Below are 19,422 nucleotides of genomic sequence, written 5' to 3' on the forward strand. Positions count from 1 at the left end.
ATGGCCTAGAGCCCGATGCCTGAGATTCATGTGGTTGGTGTTCCGGTGGTCCGGTTTCCAGCGGTTGGTGTTCCGGTGGTCCGGTGTCCAGCGGTCGGGGTTTCAGTAGTCGGTGTTTCAGTAGTCGGAGATCCGGGGTCCAGGATTTCGGCGATGTGAGTGCCGCGCGCGCTGGGATCCAGCTGGTTCACCTGCATCGCGCACGAAAACCCGTCCGTGAGCACCGCGGTGTCCGGTGCCGCCGCGCGCAGGGCCGGGGCCAGAGACGTTTCCGCGACCTTCATGCTGACCTCGTAGTGTTCGGCCTCGAAACCGAAGTTGCCGGCCACCCCGCAGCACCCGTTCGCCTCGCTTACCTCAGCCACTCCCGCGGCTGCCAGCGCCTTGCGTTGGGTCGCGGGGCCGAACACCGAGTACTCGTGGCAGTGGGTCTGTACGACGGCGCTCTGCGGCACCGGCCGCGCCGGTTCCGCCAACCGATCCTCGCCGGCCAGTGATGTCACGTAGGCGGCAAAACTCGTCACCCGGCGGGACACCCGCTGCGCCTGCTCGGTGTGCACGAGTTCGGGCAGGTCCTTGCGCAGTGCCGCGGCACAGCTGGGTTCGATCACCACGATGGGGCGGTCGGTGCCGTCATCCAATTCCGACGCTGCCCTGGTCAACATTTTCTTGGCAGTCCCCAACTGTCCCGTGGAGATCCAGGTGAGGCCGCAGCACACATCCGCCGAGCACTCGACCGTCTCCCCCGCCCCGGCCAGAACACGGGCAGCAGCACCGGCCACCTCGGGTCGGAAACCGCGAGTGAAGGTGTCCACGAACAACACGGCGCCGTGGGAAGGGTCGCCGCCGGTCGAGGAACTGCTCGACGTGGCGCTGCTGGAAGGGGTGGGAACGGAAGCGGCGCCATCGAACATGGACGCCGACAGGCCTCGGGAACCACCGCGTGGAAGGGTTCGAGCGGCGGCGGTGACCTTACGGCGCCGCCCGGTGCGAGCGGCGTCGTCGACCTCGGTACGCCACTGCCCGGCGGAAGCGAATTTCGGCAGCGCGCGGCGCGTGGTGAGACCGCCGAGCCACGCGGCGACCCTGCCCAGGGGCGTGGCCAGGACCGTGTTGATGAGCGGCGCGATTCTGCCCGCGATTACGAGCCAGCGCGGCAGCCAGCCCAGCGAGTAGTGGGAGCGCGGGCGGATCCGACGCGCGTAGTAGTGGTCGAAGAATTCGGACTTGTAGGTGGCCATGTCCACGCCGGCGGGGCAGTCCGTGGCGCACGCCTTGCAGGAGAGGCACAGATCGAGGGCCTCGCGCACGTCGTTGGATTTCCACCCTTCGGACACGGTCTCGGCACCGCGCACCATGTCCTGGAGCACCCGAGCGCGGCCGCGTGTGGAGTCCTTCTCGTCGTGGGTCGCCCGAAAGCTGGGGCACATCACGCCGCCGCTGTCCGCGCGGCACCGCCCCACGCCAATGCAACCCTGAACGGCGTGCACCCAGGGATCAGGCTGCGCGGCCTGCCCGGACTCGCGGGCAGTTTCCGCCGCCCCCACGGGTTGCAGGTCGAAGCTCGTGCGCCATTCCCGATCGGGGACGCCCTCCAGCGCGAGGTGCGCGTCAATGGATTCAGGTTCCACGATCGACCCCGGGTTCAGCAGCCCCGTGGGATCCCACGCGCGCCGGAACGCGGCGAAGGCGTCGAGCACTTCGGGCGAGTACATGATGGGCAGCAGCGCGGAACGGGCGCGACCGTCGCCGTGTTCGCCGGACAGCGAGCCGCCGTGCCGGACCACCAGATGGGCGGCGTCGCGGGTGAAGTTCCGGTACACCTCCCGCCCGGCTTCGGTGCGCAGGTCGAAGGTGATGCGAATGTGCATGCACCCAGCCCCGAAGTGCCCGTACATCACGCCGTCCAGGTCGTAGTCGCTCAGCAGCTCGCGCAGATCGGCCAGGTAATCGGCGAGCTTTTCCGGGGCCACCGCTGAGTCTTCCCAGCCCGGCCAGGATTCCCCGCCCGTGGCCAGCCGGGATGAGAGCCCTGCGCCGTCCTCGCGGACCCGCCACAGGTTGGCGCGTTCCTCCGGGTCGGGAACCGCGATGCCCTCCACCAGGCGGCCGTTCTCGCTCAGCCGCTCCAGCAGTTCATCCGCCTGCGCCTTGACCGCTTCCTCCGTGTCGCCGTCCAGATCCACGAACAACCAGGCGTTGCCCTCCGGCAGCGCTCTGACGGAGTCCGGCCCGCGCCGCCAGCGCATGGTTTCGACGATGGCCTTGTCGGTCCCCTCGACCGCGGCGGGCGAGAACTCGAGGATCGTGGTCACGTCGCGAGCGGCGTCGACCACCGTGTCGTAGCCCAGGCACACCAGCAGCGCGCTGGCGGGTTTGGGTACCAACCGCATGCGAGCGCCCACGACCAGCGCGCACGTGCCCTCGGATCCCACCAGGGCGCGGGCCACGTTGAATCCCTTTTCCGGGAGCAGGTTCTGCAGGTGATACCCGGAGACCTGGCGCGGGATCTGGCCGAGCTCCACCCGGAATGTGGCCAGGTGCTCTTGAGCGAGCGCGCGCAATTCTCGGCTCAGTTCCTCGGCACGCATGATCGAGGCCCGGTCGGTCGGGTCCGTGGCGCGCAGGTCGGTCGCGGTGGCGGTCAGCCTGGCACCGTCCGAGGTGACCACGTCGATCTCGACCGTGTGATCGCTCGTCCGCCCGTACCGCACGGAATGGTTGCCGCACGCGTCGTTGCCGATCGCCCCGCCCACCGTGGCGCGGTTCTTCGAGGACGGATCTGGGGCAAACGTGAGCTCGCCGCCGGTCGCGGCCTCAACCTCGCTGGTCAGGGTCGCGAGCACCACGCCGGGTTCCACGTTGACGGTCCCGGCGTCCCGGTCCACCTCCAGGATCCGGTCCATGTAACGCGAAAAATCGACGACGACGCCGCGCCCCACCGCATTGCCCGCCATGGACGTGCCGCCGCCTCGGCTGACTATGGGAGTGTGGGTTGCCGCGCAGGCGCGCACGGTAGCGACCACGTCGTCCATGGTGCGCGGAAAGACGACGGCGAGGGGTCGCACACGGTAGTTGGAGGCGTCGTAGGCGTACTCGGAGGTGCGGCGTTCGGAGGGGTCGACCTCAATTCCCACTTCGCGAAGTCGGGTGACCACCGGAATTGCTGCGGGCGTCATGGGCGCCCTCAGATCCCGGCAGCTGAGCCGGCCGACGCCGTGACGGCGGCCAGAGCGGCGTCGAACCGTTCGAGGCCCTGCTCGATCTCGCGTTCGGTGACCACGAGCGCGGGGATCAACCGAACCACGTTGCCCGCGGGACCGCACGTGAGCGTCAGGAGGTCCTGGTCGATTGTGGCCTGCTGCACGGCAGAGGCGGTGGCGGCGTCCGGTGAGCCGTCCGGGGCGGTGAACTCGATGCCCTGCATCAGGCCCAGCCCGCGCACGTTGCCGATCACCGGATAGCGGGACTGGATGTCCAGGAGTCCGGTTTGGAGCTGATCACCGCGGACCCGGGAGTTCTCGACCAGACCTTCGTCCTCAACGACCTGAAGGGTCGCCACGCCGGCCGCCGCGGAGACCGCGTTGCCGCCGTAGGTGCCGCCCTGCGAACCGGGCCAGCCTTTGGACATGAGCTCGTTCGACGCGGCGATGGCCGAGATCGGGAAGCCAGAGGCAATGCCTTTGGCCATGATCTGGATGTCCGGCAGCGCGGTGGAGTGCTGGTGTCCCCAGTACTTGCCGGTGCGCCCCACGCCGGCCTGAACCTCGTCGAAAATCAGGAGGATGCCGTGGCGGTCGGCTCGTTCGCGCAGTCCCTCGAGGAATCGCGGGGGCGTGGGGATGTAGCCGCCGTCCCCCAGTGCCGGTTCGATCAGGAACGCCGCGGTGTCATTGGGTGCGGTGCGGGTGGTCAGCAGGTAGTCGAGCTCCTGCAACGCGAAGTCCACGGCGGTGTCCTCGTCCCAGCCGTAGCGATAGGCGTACGGGAACGCGGACATGTGTACGCCGGACATCAGCGGCGAGAATCCGGCCGAGAACTTGGTTCCGGCGGTCGTCAGGGACGCCGCCGCCACCGTGCGACCGTGGAACCCACCCTGGAACACCACGATGTTGGGGCGGCCCGTGGCCATGCGAGCCAAGCGCACCGCGGCTTCCACAGCCTCCGAGCCGGAGTTGGCGAAGAACAGAGAGTCCAATCCCGCGGGCAGCACCTCACCCAGTTTCTCCGTGAACGCCAACAGCGGCTTGTGCAGCACGGTGGTGTATTGCGCGTGGATCACCTTGCCGACCTGCTCCCGGGCCACTTCCACCACCTTGGGGTGGCAGTGACCGGTGCTCGTCACCCCGATGCCCGTGGTGAAGTCCAGGTACTCCCGGCCGTCCGTGCCGTAGATCCAACTGCCCAGGGCGTGATCGACCACAACCGGAGTTGCCTGCTTCAGGAGGGGACTCAGAGATGTCATGGGTCACATTGTCCCGGCGTAATCGAATGATTGTCAACAATCAGAGGATTGCCCTAGGGTGCAAGTGTGGAGCCGAAACAGAACCCCGAGAACCGCCCGGACAACACATCAAGCAGGGCCGGAGCGACAGATCTCGCGACCCAGGGCGCCGGCGATACGAGCCGGGCACCCCAGGCAAGCAACGACGCCGCCGGGACCGAGCGACGTCGTCGCCCCAAACTCGTGGTGCTCACCTCGCCCGGCGCACCCGACCTGCCCAATGCGCGGGAGATCGAGGCACTCGCCGAGGTCGTCTACGCGGACGCCGAGCAACTCTCCGACGCCCTACCCGGGGCGCAGGCACTACTGCTCTGGGATTTCTTCTCCACGGCACTGCGCGACGCGTGGCAGTCCGCCACGGACCTTGAGTGGATCCATGTAGCTGCAGCGGGCGTAGATTCGCTGCTCTTCGACGAACTCCGCGACTCGGACATCACGGTGACCAACGCCCACGGCGCCTTTGACGTACCCATTGCGGAATTCGTGCTCGCCTCGATCCTGGCCCATGACAAGCAACTGCACCGAAGCAAGGAGCTGCAACGAAACACCGAGTGGCAGCATCGCGAACTCCAGCAGACAGCAGGGCAGCGCGCCCTGGTGGTCGGCACCGGAGGCATTGGCCGCGCCACGGCCAGACTGTTGCGCGCGGCAGGACTGAAGGTCTCGGGCGCTGGACGCACGGCCCGCGAGCGCGACGAGGACTTCGGAACGGTGATCGCCAGTTCGGAGCTCGCGGAGCACGTGGGCGAGGTCGATCATCTGGTGCTGATCGCACCCCTGACCGGCGCGACGCGGGGCCTGCTGAACGGTGAAGTCCTCCAGCGCATGAAACCGAGCGCGCACGTGATCAACGTGGGCCGCGGTGCGCTCGTGGATGAACCCGCGCTACTGGACGCACTCCGCGAAGGGCGCGTCGCGGCGGCGTCGTTGGATGTGTTCGAACACGAGCCGCTCCCCCGGGACCACCCGTTCTGGGCGATGCCCAACGTTCATATCTCCGCGCACATGAGCGGCGACGTGATCGGCTGGCGCACCACCCTGGCGGAGCAGTTCCAGGACAATCTGGGCCGCTGGTTACGCGGTGAGACCTTGGCGAACCAGGTCGACAAGCAACTGGGCTACGTGCGCGGCCACTAGTCAGAGCAATGCATCATCAGATCGGCGCGTCATCAGGTCTGTTCATAGTCACGGCAGTGCAGATGTGGGCCCCGATCGCACCACCAAGCGCCCTCCCGGCAGTCTGATGGGAGGAAGCTGCAGCCCCGCAGTCTCATGTGATGAACATGCAGAAAAGGTGCGCGCTATGTGCGTTTTCCTCCCCTGATACTTCGCGGCTGCTTTTCCCTCACATGAGACTCCGCTCGTGCAGAAACCTCACACCGCCCGCACCCTCACGCATTGACCCCTCAGACACCGCTGCCGAATGCGGTCATCTCGCCGCCCGACCCGTACATAGCCACTAGTCACAGCGGCAATGCCGTCCTACGGGCAGCCAGCCCGCGGGGTAGTTTTCGCGTGCCCGCGCAATAGCACGAAATTTTTCGGCAAACCTCTTGACCTGTGACCCAGCTTACAGTATATTTCATATTACGGAAAACAGCTTCCGGATGATGAAAGGAATGAGAAATGTCGAACGCACCTGCCACTGCAGCCCACGTGTCCTACTTCAAGTACACCGGCGACACCCTGGACCCGGATTTCTCCGCCGGTAGCAGCAAGATCGAGAACCGTTCCGCTGAAATGTGGACTCTGGCCGTCTCAGCTGCTTGCATCGGAGCAGCACTGTCCCGGATCCTGACCCGCTGATCGCGGATCCCACCGGAACCACCAAACACTAGGAGCAGCCATGTCCCGCGAACTCGCTACGGGCGATACCGCCCCCGCACTCAACCTCACCGCCCATGACGGCAACACCGTGAACCTCGGTGATCAGAACGAGCGCAGCGCAGTGGTGTACTTCTACCCCAAGGCGTTCACGCCGGGGTGCACCACCGAGGCATGCGACTTCCGCGACAACCTGGCCGCCATCAAGGGCCTGGGTTATGACGTGTACGGAGTCTCCGGGGACGCCCCGGAAGAACTCAACCGTTTCGTGGAGGAATACCACCTCCCCTACACACTTCTTTCCGACCCCGATCACGCAGCCGCCAAGGAATGGGGTGCGTGGGGTGAACGCACCATCAACGGTGAAACCTCCGAGGGCCCTCTGCGTTCCACCTTCGTCGTGAACGCGGACGGCACCCTGGCCAACGCCGAATACCGCGTCGACGCGAAGGGCCACGTGGGTCGCCTCGTGTCCGAACTCTCCAACGGTTCCTGAGAACCGTCACTAGACTCCGTCCGAACAGTGGCCTCCTGGACGGACGGAAATAGCGGCAGCCGCCTTCGGGCGGCTGCCGCCCTTTAACCCCTTTTCACGCCACGGACGACGCCGCGCGCTCGGCTTCGCGACCGACCCCGTCACCGGCCTCATCCCCGGAGCAGCAGCGATCAGCCCTCGCCCGTGATGAGCCCCTCGGACACCATCCAGTCGTAGGCCACATCCACGGGTTCCTGACCTTCCACGTCCACCTTGAGGTTCAGCTGACGCATGGTCTCATCGGTCAACAGCGGCGAGACCTGGTCGAAGACCTCCTGCAGCTGCGGGTATTCCTCCAGGGTCTCCGAGTTGAACACGGGTGCCGCGTTGTATGCCGGGAAGAACTTCCGGTCGTCCTCGAGCACGGTCAGGTCCAGTGCGTCGATGCGACCGTCGGTCGTGAAGACCTCGCCAAAGTTGCAGTCGCCGTCATCGGTTGCCGTATACACCGCGCCCGTGTCGTACACGCCGATATTGCCGTCCGGAATGCCGTTGGCCGAACCCCGCGGGATGTCGTAGGTGTCCAGCATGGGATCCAGGCCGTCCTGACGGGAGTTGAACTCCGCCTCGACGCACAGCGTCCGCTCGGCCACGGGTAGGTTCCCGATCTGCGACAGCTTGGAAATATTGCCCAGTTCGGGCACGGCCTCACTGCGCACCGCGAACGCGTACGTGTTGTTCAGCGGCGCGGGCCTACCCCAGGTGAGCCCGTTCTCCAGGTCCGCGTCGTGCACGGCCTGCCATTGTTCTTCCTTGTCCGGGATGCCGGTGGGATTGCCCATGTAGGTGATCCACGCGGTGCCCGTGTACTCGTACGTGAAGTCACCCTCGCCGGACACCATCAGTTCGCGCACCGGCTGGCTTCCGGGCACGTTGGTGAAGTCCTCCACCTCGAACCCTGCGGCCTCCGCGGTCATCACCGCGATCTTGCCCAGGATGAGCTGCTCGGTGAAGTTCTTGCTCACCACCGTGATCTGTGCGTCCTCGGGCAGTCCCTCCACAGGCTGGATCGCGCCCGGCTGCACCTCCGGCACGAACGACGTGGCCGGTTGCAGACCGCAGCCGGCCAACAGCATCACGGCGAGTCCCGCACCCAGTCCTGCGACGGCGCGCGTGCGCTTTCGGTTCGACGACGCCGCCCCGGCCACCGGCCGTTGCCTTCGTCCCGTTCGATTAGACGTTGCCATCACAGTCCCTTCGGGCGCGCGACGTATTCCACGAAGCGCCCCAACCAATCCACGAGCAGAGCCAACAGCGCGACCAGCAGGGAACCCGCGATCAGCACCTTGATCAGGTTCAGGTTCACGCCGGTGGTGATCAGAATGCCCAGGCCACCGCCGTTGATGAACGTGGCCAGTGTCGCGGTTCCCACCAGCAACACCAGGGCCGTGCGGATACCGGACAGCATCACCGGCACCGCGAGTGGGAGTTCCACCCTGAAGAGCACCGCCGCCGCGCTCATGCCCATGCCGCGGCCGGCTTCGACAAGTCGCTGATCAACCTGCTGCAAACCCACCATGGTGTTCCGCAGTACCGGCAGAATCGCGTAGGCCACCAGGGCAACGACAGCCGCCTTGAACCCGAAACCCAGCCAGAAGGACAACAACACCACCAGGCCGATGGCCGGTGCCGCCTGTCCGATATTGGCCACGACCAGGACCGGTCCGGTGAACTTGCGCAGCGGCCCGCGGGTCAGCAGGATCCCCAGCGGGATCGCGATGAGCAGCACCAACAAGGCCGCCACGGCGGTCAGTTTCAAGTGCTCCCACGTGTAGCCCCACAGCGCGTCAGGTGCCAGGGTCGCCCGTTCCGTGTCGGTCAGGTCGCCGAAAGCCAACCATGCGAACAGCGCCGCGATGGCCACGAGGATGACGGCCAGCTGAATCCACAGTCCCTTGGACGACCCGCCCGCGATCGCCGCGGTGGTCGAGACGGCGTCCGGGTTCTGCACTCCGGTCGTCGCGCTCACGGCCGATCCCTCGTTTCCGTCAAGTTCTCTTCGCCGACGTCGCCCCGGTCCGTTGCGCTCGAGTCCCGCCTGGTCTCGTCCCACGGGGCACGGTGGCCGTTCGTGGTGGTGTGCCCATTCACCGTGTCGTGATTTTCGGCATGGGGCTCGCGAGCATCATCGCGCGGTCGCGAAGCATTCTCGGAGGTGGCCGCGACTGTGGACCCAGCCGCGGCGGCGTCGCCCTCGGTGTTCGTTGCAGCGTGGCGGTCGGTGGCGGCGGCGTTGACCGGGGCGTCGTCGTCGGAAATCTGCGGGATGGAGCCGGTATTCAGGCCGACCGGTGCGTCGCCGTCGCCCTGGGCGGCAGCCTGACCGGCCGAGATCGCGTCCATGACCGTGTTCACGGTGATCAGGCCGGTGAACGCGTCTCGTCGTCCGGCGACCAGCGCCGCGCTGGTGCTCGCAACCAGCATGGCGTCCAGGGCCTCGTTGAGGGTGGACTGTTCGTTGACGAGCGGCAGGTTGGGATCCGCGGCATCCGAGATGACCTGCATGCGGGAGAGCTGGCGCTGCGACAACCACTGGATCGCGCGGCCGCGGGAATCCAGGATCACCACGTTCTGCTGACCAGCTTCTTGCAAGCGGGCGATGACTGCTTCCGGTGACTCACCGGGCGCCGCGGTCACGGCTTTCTGCTGCTCGACCTCGTGCACGCGGTTGAGCGTGAGCTGCTTGAGACCTGCACCTGAACCAATGAAGTTCTCGACGAACTCGTTGCTCGGGTTGGCCAGGATGCGCTCTGGGGAGTCGTACTGCTCGATCTGGGCACCCTCGTTGAAGATGGCGATCCAGTCGCCGAGCTTCACGGCCTCGTCGAAGTCGTGGGTGACGCAGACGATCGTTTTCTGCAGCTCGGCCTGGATATTGAGCAACTCGTTCTGCAGGCGTTGGCGGGTGATGGGGTCAACCGCCCCGAACGGTTCATCCATGAGCAGGATGGGCGGGTCCGCGGCGAGCGCACGGGCCACGCCGATGCGCTGCTGCTGACCACCCGAAAGTTCCTTGGGGTACCGATTCCGATAGACCGTGGGGTCCAGGGACACCAGTTCGAGGAGCTCGTCCACGCGAGCTGCGATCCGGTCCTTGTCCCAGCCGAGCATCTTGGGCACCAAACCGATGTTGGCCGCAACGCTCATGTGGGGGAACAGACCTCCGGCCTGGATCACGTAGCCGATCTGACGGCGCAGCTTGTCGCCGTTCATGTCCGTCACGTTGTCCCCGTTGATCACGATGGCCCCGTCCGTGGGCTCGATCAGGCGGTTGATCATCTTGAGCGTGGTGGTCTTACCGCAACCGGAGGGTCCCACGAACATCACGATGCTGCCCGCGGGGATCTCCATGGTGAGCCCACCCACCGCGGGCTTGGTCTGGCCGGGGTACTGCTTGGTCACCTGATCGAGCAGGATGGATGCGCCGCTGACGTTCTCGGCAGAGTTCTGGATGGTTTGTGTTTCAGACACGGATACCTCGCGAGGTTGTCAGACGGCTCAGGACCACCAACAGGAGGTCCAAGATGATGGCCAGCAGGATGACACCGACGACTCCCACGACCACGGATTCAAAGGCGTTGGCCCCACCCAGGCGGGAGAGACCAGAAAAGATGAAGCCACCCAGGCCGGGGCCCAGGGTGTAGGCGGCCACGGCAGCAATGCCTATGACCATTTGCGCGGAAACGCGGATGCCCGCCAGGATGATGGGCCACGCCATGGGCAGTTCCACGGTGGCCAGGGTGCGGAATCGACTCATGCCGATACCGCGTGCGGATTCGACCACGGATGCCGGGATGCTGTTCAGCCCCACCACAGCGTTGCGCAGGATGGGCAGGGTCGCGAAAAACGTGACCACGATGACCGCCGGGAGCACGCCGAAACCGAACGGTGCGATCAAGAGACCGATCAGCGCGAAGGACGGAATGGTCAGACCCATGGCCGAGACCCCGTTGGCTAGTGCGCTGGCCGTCTTGCTCCGGTAGACCAGAGCCGACAGCACGACGGCCAGGACAGTGGCGAGCACGAGGCACTGCACCACCAGGCTGAGGTGCTGCCACGAGGCGAACAAAATCTGTTGATAACTATCTCTGACAAAGTCCCACACGCGCGTACCGTCTCCACCCTCACCGTAGGCAGAGGGCTGCATCGTCCATAGTGGTCAGATTGCTGTTGATTCCTGTTCAGGTTGGGACCGAACTGCTGCATTCGTGTGCATTGAGCCACACAATCTTCGCATCGTGACCCGTTCGTGACATTCGTGAGCACACCCTCTGACGCCTCCTGGCTGGGGCGGTGTCGCTCATAGCGGACAGCCCCAGGGTTTTCTTGCCAACACCGGCGGACGGTGGAACCATAGAACCACAAGCGAATCGAAAGGAGCCTTACCAATGGCTGATTTGACCGGTAAGAAGATTCTCTCGCTGCAGACCAACCGCGGCGTGGAGCAGGACGAGCTGAAGGTCCCCCTGGAGAAGCTGCGTGAAGCGGGCGCCACCGTGACCGTCGCGTCTCAGGAGAACGGCGAGATCCAGAGCCTCGTGGGCGACTGGGATTTGGGTGAGACGTTCCCCGTGGATCAGAAGATCTCAGACGTGAACGAGTCCGAGTACGACCTGCTGCTGCTCCCCGGTGGCACCCTCAACGCTGACACCCTCCGTCTCGACGAGGATGCCCAGAAGATCGCCCAGGCCTTCGCGTCCTCCGGCCGTCCCATCGCATCCATCTGCCACGGCCCGTGGTTGCTGGTGGAGACCGGACTGGTGAATGGCAAGACCCTGACCTCGTACGACTCCGTCAAGGTCGACATCACCAACGCCGGTGGCACCTGGGTGGATGAGCCCATGAAGCGCTGCCCCGCCAAGGACTGGGTGCTCATCACCTCGCGTAACCCCGGTGACCTGGAGCCGTTCGTCCAGGCCATCGAGGATGAACTGACCGCCTGAGATTACTGGGCGAGATCCGTGCTCAAGGGGATCTCAACGAAAGCCAGAACTGCCCCGGCCGCATGATGCGGCCGGGGCAGTCCTGTTGCCGAACTTGGTGCCGGTATCGGTTCTATGCCGTTCTGGCGCCGAACTCGATCCGGTCTCGGCCCAGCGTCTATTCGTCAGTGCTACTTACCCAACACGTCCTTCAACGCGCCGAGCACGAGCGCCACGGAATCCGGGGCGGCGTTGGGGCCCATCAGGCCGATGCGCCACACGGTGCTGGCGAACTCCTTGACGCCCGCGCCGATCTCCAGGTTGTACTTCTCGAGCAGTTCCTTGCGCACGGCGGCGGAGTCCACGCCCTCCGGAACCTTGACGGTGGTCAGCTCGGGCAGGCGGTGGCCCTCGGCAGCGAACAGTTCGAGGCCCATGGCCTCCAGGCCGTCCTGCAGCGCTTGGCCGGCTGCGTAATGACGGTTGCGAACGGCGTCGAGCCCTTCGTCCAGGATGCGCTGCAGACCGGCGTCGAGGGACGCGATCATGGCGACCGGTGCCGTGTGGTGGTAGGTGCGTGAGGCGCTACCGGAGGTCTCCCCCACGTAGCCGCCCAGCATGCCCAGGTCCAGGTACCACGAGCGCGGGTTCTCCACGCGGCGCTCCCAGGCACGGTCCGAGACGGTGAAGGGTGCCAGGCCGGGGGCCACGCCCAGGCACTTCTGGGTACCGGCGTAGCCGATGTCGATGCCCCATTCGTCGGCCTTGAGTTCTATACCGCCGATGGAGGTCACGGCGTCCACGAGCAGCAGAGCGTCACCCTTGATGGCACCGAGGGCGGCGATATCCGAGCGCACACCCGTGGAGGTTTCCGCGTGAACCGCGGCGATGATCGTGGGGTTGGGGTGAGCGTCGGCCACTTTCTGTGCGTCCACCGGCTGACCGAACGGGAAGTCCACGCGGACCACCTCGGCACCGCAGCGCGCGGCGACATCGCACATGCGCTCACCGAACAGGCCGTTGACGGCAATGACCACCACGTCACCGGGGTTCACGAAGTTCACGAACGCCGCTTCCATACCCGCCGAGCCCGTGGCCGAGATCGGCAGGGTGCGGCGGTTGGAGGTGCCCCACACCTGACGCAGACCATCACACGCGCGGTCCATGATCTCGAGGAACTGCGGGTCCAGGTGGCCCAGGAGCGGCCGGGCGAGTGCCTCCGTGGCCTCCGGGTACGGATTGGACGGGCCGGGGCCGAACAGGTGGCGGGCGGTCAACGTGTTGGTCATGCGGGGCCTCCTCAGGCTGTCCACGTGTGGGGTGCGTCTCGTTCAACCCTAGTCGCCGCTGGGCTGCACGGCCTCCGGTGTGACGGGCCGGCGCAGGAACACCACGGTCAGGGCGATCGCCACCGCGATCAGCGCACCGATGAACGCCACCGCGCCGTTCCAGCCGAAGCGCGTGAGGAACAGGCCGGCCACGTAGCCGAACACGGACGAGCCCCCGTAGTAGAACAGCGTGTACAACGACGACGCCTGGGCACGTCCCACGGTCGCTCGCGCCGGCACCCAGCCGTTGGCGATGGAGTGCGCCCCGAAGAATCCGGCGGTGAAGATCAGCAATCCCACGACCACGGCGGGCAGCCACGGGATGAGCATCATGAGGAGCCCGCCCAGCATGATCAGCGAGGACGTGATCAGTACCTTTCGACGGCCGAACCGCGCGGCGATCCGCCCCGCCTGGGCCGAGGACCACGTGCCGGTCAGGTAGGACAGGAACAGCACGGACACGATCGACGGCGGCACGTTGAACGGCTCGTCACCCAGGTGGAAGCCGATGAAGTTGTAAACGGCCACGAACCCGCCCATCAGCAGGAATCCCTGCATGTACAGGGACACCAGTCCGGGATCCTTGAGGTTGACCAGGAGCCGCTCGTGCACACCACCCGGACCGGTCAGCCGGACTGCTTGCGGCCTGAAGCCCTTTTGTTTCGGAGCCAACAGGATGAACGCGACGGCCGCCATGGCCGCGTAAATCGCCACGACGAGGGTTCCCGCGCGCCACCCGAAGAAGTCCGCCACCGGGGCCGCCACGATGCGACCCGAGAGTCCTCCCAACGTGGTTCCGGAGATGTAGCTGCCCGCGGCGATCGCGGCGTGCACCGGGTTCACCTCTTCAGCGAGATACGCCATGGCCACGGACGGGATACCGCCCAGCGCCATGCCTTCCAGGAAGCGCATTCCCACGAGCAACTCGAAGGACGGCATGAGGCTCATGGCCACGCCCAGGATGGTGGCCGCAATGACCGCGGTGACCATGGTCCTGCGGCGACCGAATCTGTCCGACATCAAGGACCACGGGATCACCGCAACCGCCAAACCGAGGGTCGCGGCGGACACGGCCAAGGAGGCTTGGGCGGCGTCGATCTCCAGGTCCCGCGCCATGATCGGAAGGACGCCCTGCACGGAATAGAGCTGGGCGAACGTCGCGATGCCCGCGCACAACAGCGCGATCAAAATCCTTTTGTACCCGGAGCTGCCCCGCTCGTAGCCTTCCCATGTCCCCGCGGACTGCATGCCGAGGCGCTCCCTCTCCCGTGGTTGGTGTCGCTGACGTCCTGGACCAGGGTACGCCGCACGCCGCGCAGTCCCACGCCGGCCGGGAGGAACACATGTGTTTCCCTCGGCTAGTCACACCCCCTACAGTATGAACACATCATCTAGTTCAACTTGGGGGAGTCGAACTCATGAGATTTTCACGGGGACCATTCTGGGCTGTGACAGTCATTCCGTTAGTCATGGGGACCTTGCTGTTCACCGCGGCGGGGGCCGCGGTAGCCGCGCCCACCACGTCACCGGATGCGCCGGACACGGAGGCCGATCTGGCTTCACCGGCCGCGCCGGGCGAGGACCCGTTGCGCGAGAGGACAGGGATCTCCGCCGGCATCCCGATCTGGGGCGCGTGGTGCGGACCCGGTCACGGCGGTGGGGAGCCGGAGGACACGTTCGACACGTTGTGCATGCGCCATGACCGCTGCTACATCGAACGCGGTTATTTCGACTGCTGGTGCGATGCGCGGTTCCGCGATGAGATCCGTCGGTTCGGTCCCCGGATGGAAACCGACGAACGAGTGGTGGCAGCCGCCACCACCGTGTGGTTCACCGTGACCCCGTGTGTGCCGCGATGAGCCACTTCGCCGCGCAGGCATCCGCCGAATCCCGGTCACATCGGTCCCGGCCGGGCGAGTCCCGATCGGATCAGCCCCGGCCCGTCGACTCCCGTCGCGCCGCGCGCCTGGCATCCCAAGCGGGTGAATCCCGGCGAGGATCCCACCGGGCGTCACGCCGCGAATCCCAGTCGGGGCCACGCCACTCCGCTCGCAATCACCGCCCCGCCCACGGTGAACGCGGCCACTACACGTCACTGCTCGCGGTCGTCATGTTCTTCGTGGCCGTGGGAATCACCCTGATCCTGCCGTTCGGTCAGTACATGGGCCCGTGGCTGCCGTTGCTCCTGCTGGGGATCCCGTTCCTGGCCGGCGGGTGCGGCACGGGGTGCGCGGTCCATTGCAACCGGCCTGGGTGGGGCATCGCCAATTTGGCCATAGCGATTCTGTACCTGCCGACTCTGTTCGTGTTGATCACCCTGGTCAGCGGGCCATAGCTGCCCTCTCATCACCACGGGGACGCGGCGGTAGCCCGCGCCGCTCAGTGCGTCGCGGCACCAAGGCATCGCCCGCGACGTACCGAAACGCAACGACGACGCCGCCCGGGCCCGCGCTGTGCGGGCGACCGAGCGGCGTCGTCGTCGTAAAAATGCTGCGGGAGTAGCGGCTTACTTGTCGCTCACCGCGGCGGCGAGGTTCTCCAGCGACTCCTCGAGCACGGACTCCGGGAACGCCGGGAAGCTCACCTTCTTGAGGAGTTTGGGGTGCACGTCCGACCACGCGTAGGTCAGCGTGACCTGGGTGGAATCGGGACCCTGGGGCTGGAGTTCGTACATCCACTCCCAGCCGTTGTGCTCGATGGGGGTGCCCTCCTGGCACGGCTTCCACGCGATCAGCTTGTTGGGATCGAAACCGGTGACGTGGTTCTCCATCTTGTAGTCACCGCCCATGGCCTCCGCGTGCATGTTCATCACGAACACGTCGCCGGTCTGCTGAATGCGCTGGTCGGTGCCGGACACCACGGTGCCCGAACCATCTACCTGCGGGTGCTTGGCGGGCAGGGAAAGCACCTCGAAGATGTCCTCGGCCGGGGCGTCAATGACTCGGGTGGCGCTGATGCTGGTCTCGCTCACGAGAAACCTCTTTCTGTCGATCGACAATGGGACGTTCTGCTACTCACTCTAGGCAGTGCCGGGCCCGCCGAGGCAAGACCTTCAGCGATCGGCGAAGCCCTCGACCGGTCCGTGCTGCACTCCGTGGTGGGCGCCGTGCTGGGCCGCCAGGTTGCGCAGGTGGTACGCGAAACCGAGGGCGGCTCGGCCGCGCAACCGCCCGGAGGTGATGGCTCGGATCCGGTCCGTGGCCTCCACGCGCGCGCCGTGGGCTCGCAAGGCTTCAACCACGGCCTCGTCCTCGCTGCATTCCACGTTCGGAAAACCGCCGGCGGCCTGGAACGCACCGGCCCGCACGCCCATGTTGGCCGCGTGGATATAGGGGTGACCTTCGGACAGGTCGTGCTCCAGATGCCACAGCCTGAACACGTGCTCGGGGCATTCGGTCGGGTCCGGTTCCACGGTGCCGAGCACGGCATCGGCCCCGGTCCGCGCGCGTTCCACCTGGTAGCTGAGCCAGTTCTGCGGGACGGCGGTGTCAGCGTCGGTGGAGGCGATCCAGTCCGCCCCGAGACGCAGCGCATGGTTCGCTGCGGCCTGCCGAGCCCCACCCGCACTTGCCCAGGTGCCCTCCAGGACCTCCAGTTCCGCATGCCCGTTCAAGACCGACGACGCCGCAGCCCACGCCTCCCGCGCGGCCCCCACCGTGCGGTCGGTGCAGCTGTCCGCGGCGAGAATCACGGTCACTCGCGCATCTGATTCGGCACGCAGCAGGGCGCGAACGGCCCCCGCCACCGACTCGACGCACCGGACCACGCGCTCCTCCTCGTTGCACGCGGGTATCGCCACTGCCACCCGCTGACTCATGCGCGGCCGCGCTTGGTACGCGCGTAGATGTCGATCTCGAAATCCTCTTCGCGGTGCTCCACCAACCGCGTGAGGTTACGGCGCCGCCGGGCCTCACGATGCACGTCATCCCCGTCCAGCGGCCAATCCTTGATGGGGTGGCGCCAATGGCACAACACCAAATGCCCGTCGGACGAGAGCGCCTTGGTGCACAGAGACAACAGCTTTTTCCATTGTTCGGGTGAGCAGAAGTACCCCACCTCGCTCACCACGATCAGGTCCAGGTCGGTCCAGTCGGGGTCCCATTGTTCGGGCAGAACGGCGTTGCGCAATTGCACGTTCTTGAGGCCCCGCTCGGTGAGGCGCGTGCGGGCCTTGCCCAGGGCGACGTCGCTCGCGTCCACCGCGGTCATCACGCCCACGCGCGCCGCCAACTGCGCCGTGAGGGCACCGGTGGAGCAGCCGATGTCCAGGGCGCGAGGGTACAGCTCGCGCGGCAGGCTGGCCGTGAGCACATCCCGCTTGCGGTGTTCGTAGCGGGAACTGTCCACGCTCCACGGGTCCTCGGATTCGGTGTGAACGCGGTTGAAGACCGGGGTCTGATGGGGAGCGGCCAGGATGAAGTATTCGCGTTCCCGCTCGAAATGTTCCAGGATATGCGGACCGAGCAGCACCTCGTCCCCGGGTTGATCCGAAAGTGGACGCACCTGGGAGACGTGGTGTTCCAGAGCCTGCTGTTTGGCGTCCCGGTCCTCGTCCGAGAGTGGCACGTACACCAGGCCGCGTGGAAGCTTGCCGGGTGTCCCCCAGTGCCACCACCAAATGGGGTACTGGACGCAGCGCACGGCCGCCGCACCCGCGGCCTCCTGCACCTGAGCGGCGAGGATCTCGTGATCCGGGTGGCCGTCCTTGACCCACGTCACCACGGCCAGGGGGTGCCGGCCCTGAGCCAACCATGTCATGGCTTCGTTGACGGGGTCTGCGAGCGCCTCGGCCGTGAGTCCACCGTCGGGCAGGGCGAGGTACTCGGGAGTGACACAGCCCGCGGTGATCGCACCGACTGCTTCCGACATTTCCAGATGGCGCACGCGTGACAGCGTTGGCTGAGTGTGCGTCGGCGAATCGGGGTGGGACTTCTCCCCCAGCGTGGCCACGATGACCCGCACCGAGGAGCCCGCCTGATTCAACCGATGAACGGTGCCACCGGCGCCCAAGGTCTCATCGTCCGGGTGCGCAGCGAAGACGACCGCGCGGTCCACGCCCTCCAGGTCCAGCTCGGGCGCGGTGCGCAGGGCCTTGCTGTCCGCCCATTTCTGTTCGGGAGTTCCGGGCTCCCGGTGGTCGAAGGTCACCATGGTGTCCCCTCCTCGCCCGCGGGAGCCGCGGCCAGCAACAGCTCCCCGAGCGCCTTGTTGTCCCGCTCCGCATGATCCTGACGGATGTACACCTGCAACGACATCACACGCCTAATGTGGGCGGCGTCCCCGGTGAGGGGCCCCGGCCCGGTCGCCCGGGAGACCTCGCGCAGCACTGTTTCCGCCGCGTCCGCCACGGTGCGGCGAACTCGCAGCGCCCACAGTGCGCCCTTTTCGCCCGTGGCATCACCATTGTCGACGGCGCACGCCGCTCGATCCAGCACTGCCGACGCCGCGGTCAGGGCCAGGTCCACGCGACCGAGGTGGGCGAGAGCGACGTCGTCGAGCGGTTTGCGTGGTTGTCTGGAGCGTTGCCAGAGGAGGTCCGCAACGGACTGCGCGCCGCCCAGCCAGATCGCGGCCACTCCCATGCCGCCCCATGCGAATCCGGGGCGGGTCAGGTACCACTCGTCCTCACCGAGTGGCTCGGCGGGCACCTCACGGAAGTCCACGGCGGTGGTGGGGACGTCCGCGAGGCCCTGGGCAACCCACGTGTCGTTGTGCTCGGGCAGGAACCCAGCATGGTCCGTCGAGATCACGAACGCGCGGCGGTGGCCGGTGAGCTCCCCGCTCTCGTCCGCGACGTGTGCGGTGACCACGGCGCGGCTCACGAAGTCCGCGAGCGAGCACCACGGCTTGGTACCGGAGAGCGTCCACCCGTCTCTCGACGGCGTTGCGGTCTGTGGGGTGCCGGGGCCCTCCGCAGCCCACACGGCCCAGGTGTCCGAGTCGGTGAGGAGGTCACGGCGGCCGGCCTGATCGATGATGGCAGTGGCATCCAGGTGGGGTTCGACGATGCGCGCCAGGGCAAGGTCTTGTCTGGCCAGATCGCTCATTCGTGCCCAGAGCTCACGCGTGCTGCCCTGACCGGGCAGGGGCAATTCGCGGGTCAGAGTGGTGGCCTCGGCCAGACCGTGGCGGACGAACTCCTGGACCTCCCGCTGATCGGGTCGAGGAGTCTGAGGGATCGGCAACGTCGACTGGTCAAACACAGTAATAAGCCTACGTGCTTTGGGCCCGCGGCCGCGTACGGTGTTCCGCGTGGAACCGGGTTTGTATCATTGCTAGTAACACTGACCGTGGTTCACCGTCCGAAGG

18 protein-coding genes are annotated in these 19,422 nt (G+C 66.4%); 6 read left to right on the top strand and 12 right to left on the bottom strand.

Features of this window, described 5'->3' with window-relative positions; all coding sequences use genetic code 11:
• Positions 1-26: 26 nt before the first annotated feature.
• Both EWV37_RS02780 and EWV37_RS02785 read right to left on the bottom strand, forming a co-directional pair.
• A complete protein-coding gene (locus tag EWV37_RS02780; RefSeq protein ID WP_129699689.1) occupies positions 27-3,179 on the bottom strand; it encodes an FAD-binding and (Fe-S)-binding domain-containing protein in 3,153 nt (1,050 codons plus the stop codon).
• An 8-nt stretch (positions 3,180-3,187) separates the two neighbouring features.
• Positions 3,188-4,465 carry an aspartate aminotransferase family protein gene (locus EWV37_RS02785; RefSeq protein ID WP_129699690.1) on the bottom strand — a complete coding sequence of 426 codons (1,278 nt, stop codon included), beginning with the start codon at positions 4,463-4,465 and terminating at the stop codon, positions 3,188-3,190.
• Positions 4,466-4,690: 225 nt separating this feature from the next.
• Here EWV37_RS02785 and EWV37_RS02790 point away from each other — a divergent pair, with 225 nt between their 5' ends.
• The 3 genes from EWV37_RS02790 (at position 4,691) to EWV37_RS02800 (ending at position 6,824) form a co-directional block, all read left to right on the top strand.
• The gene (locus EWV37_RS02790; protein ID WP_129699849.1) at positions 4,691-5,641 is read left to right on the top strand and encodes a D-2-hydroxyacid dehydrogenase; all 951 of its coding nucleotides are present in this window, start codon (positions 4,691-4,693) and stop codon (positions 5,639-5,641) included.
• Positions 5,642-6,130: 489 nt separating this feature from the next.
• Positions 6,131-6,310 carry a hypothetical protein gene (locus tag EWV37_RS02795; RefSeq protein WP_095797624.1) on the top strand — a complete coding sequence of 60 codons (180 nt, stop codon included), beginning with the start codon at positions 6,131-6,133 and terminating at the stop codon, positions 6,308-6,310.
• A gap of 40 nt (positions 6,311-6,350) precedes the next feature.
• Complete coding sequence (locus tag EWV37_RS02800; RefSeq protein WP_129699691.1) at positions 6,351-6,824, top strand: peroxiredoxin; 474 nt, start codon at positions 6,351-6,353, stop codon at positions 6,822-6,824.
• 170 nt (positions 6,825-6,994) lie between these two features.
• On the opposite strand, the gene EWV37_RS02805 is transcribed toward EWV37_RS02800, so the two are convergent.
• The 4 genes from EWV37_RS02805 to EWV37_RS02820 all read right to left on the bottom strand — a co-directional run bounded on the left by EWV37_RS02805 (position 6,995) and on the right by EWV37_RS02820 (position 11,010).
• Complete coding sequence (locus EWV37_RS02805; RefSeq protein WP_129699851.1) at positions 6,995-7,939, bottom strand: glycine betaine ABC transporter substrate-binding protein; 945 nt, start codon at positions 7,937-7,939, stop codon at positions 6,995-6,997.
• A 110-nt stretch (positions 7,940-8,049) separates the two neighbouring features.
• A complete protein-coding gene (locus EWV37_RS02810; protein WP_371514696.1) occupies positions 8,050-8,778 on the bottom strand; it encodes an ABC transporter permease in 729 nt (242 codons plus the stop codon).
• Positions 8,779-8,828: 50 nt separating this feature from the next.
• Positions 8,829-10,334 carry an ATP-binding cassette domain-containing protein gene (locus EWV37_RS02815; RefSeq protein WP_129699692.1) on the bottom strand — a complete coding sequence of 502 codons (1,506 nt, stop codon included), beginning with the start codon at positions 10,332-10,334 and terminating at the stop codon, positions 8,829-8,831.
• On the bottom strand, positions 10,327-11,010 hold the full coding sequence (locus tag EWV37_RS02820; RefSeq protein ID WP_380097592.1) for an ABC transporter permease: 684 nt from the start codon (positions 11,008-11,010) through the stop codon (positions 10,327-10,329). The genes EWV37_RS02815 and EWV37_RS02820 overlap by 8 nt, the downstream gene beginning before the upstream one ends.
• 241 nt (positions 11,011-11,251) lie before the next feature.
• Between EWV37_RS02820 and EWV37_RS02825 the strand changes: the two genes are divergently transcribed.
• A complete protein-coding gene (locus EWV37_RS02825) occupies positions 11,252-11,806 on the top strand; it encodes a type 1 glutamine amidotransferase domain-containing protein (protein WP_095797620.1) in 555 nt (184 codons plus the stop codon).
• A gap of 170 nt (positions 11,807-11,976) precedes the next feature.
• Here EWV37_RS02825 and EWV37_RS02830 read toward each other — a convergent pair whose 3' ends face one another.
• Positions 11,977-13,074, bottom strand: a complete 1,098-nt coding sequence (locus EWV37_RS02830; protein WP_095797619.1) for a pyridoxal-phosphate-dependent aminotransferase family protein — start codon at positions 13,072-13,074, stop codon at positions 11,977-11,979.
• Positions 13,075-13,122: 48 nt separating this feature from the next.
• Entirely contained in the window at positions 13,123-14,361 is a 1,239-nt protein-coding gene (locus tag EWV37_RS02835; RefSeq protein ID WP_129699693.1) for an MFS transporter, read from the bottom strand.
• Between the two features lie 221 nt (positions 14,362-14,582).
• Here EWV37_RS02835 and EWV37_RS02840 point away from each other — a divergent pair, with 221 nt between their 5' ends.
• Both EWV37_RS02840 and EWV37_RS02845 read left to right on the top strand, forming a co-directional pair.
• Positions 14,583-14,972, top strand: a complete 390-nt coding sequence (locus tag EWV37_RS02840; protein WP_129699694.1) for a hypothetical protein — start codon at positions 14,583-14,585, stop codon at positions 14,970-14,972.
• Entirely contained in the window at positions 14,969-15,448 is a 480-nt protein-coding gene (locus tag EWV37_RS02845) for a hypothetical protein (protein WP_129699695.1), read from the top strand. Before EWV37_RS02840 ends, EWV37_RS02845 begins: the two co-directional genes overlap by 4 nt.
• A gap of 171 nt (positions 15,449-15,619) precedes the next feature.
• Here the strand turns inward: EWV37_RS02845 and EWV37_RS02850 are convergent, their stop codons facing one another.
• The 4 genes from EWV37_RS02850 to EWV37_RS02865 form a co-directional block, all read right to left on the bottom strand.
• Positions 15,620-16,084 (bottom strand): SRPBCC family protein, encoded by a 465-nt coding sequence (locus EWV37_RS02850; protein ID WP_129699696.1) that lies wholly within the window; start codon positions 16,082-16,084, stop codon positions 15,620-15,622.
• Positions 16,085-16,165: 81 nt separating this feature from the next.
• A complete protein-coding gene (locus tag EWV37_RS02855) occupies positions 16,166-16,930 on the bottom strand; it encodes a glycosyltransferase family 2 protein (protein WP_129699697.1) in 765 nt (254 codons plus the stop codon).
• Positions 16,927-18,264, bottom strand: coding sequence for a PIG-L family deacetylase (locus EWV37_RS02860; RefSeq protein WP_129699698.1), 1,338 nt, complete (start codon positions 18,262-18,264; stop codon positions 16,927-16,929). The genes EWV37_RS02855 and EWV37_RS02860 overlap by 4 nt, the downstream gene beginning before the upstream one ends.
• Positions 18,258-19,316 carry an acyl-CoA dehydrogenase family protein gene (locus tag EWV37_RS02865; RefSeq protein WP_193554291.1) on the bottom strand — a complete coding sequence of 353 codons (1,059 nt, stop codon included), beginning with the start codon at positions 19,314-19,316 and terminating at the stop codon, positions 18,258-18,260. The genes EWV37_RS02860 and EWV37_RS02865 overlap by 7 nt, the downstream gene beginning before the upstream one ends.
• Positions 19,317-19,422 lie beyond the last annotated feature (106 nt).

The sequence above is a fragment of the Kocuria carniphila genome, from assembly GCF_004136555.1.
GTDB classification, from domain to species: domain Bacteria; phylum Actinomycetota; class Actinomycetes; order Actinomycetales; family Micrococcaceae; genus Kocuria; species Kocuria carniphila.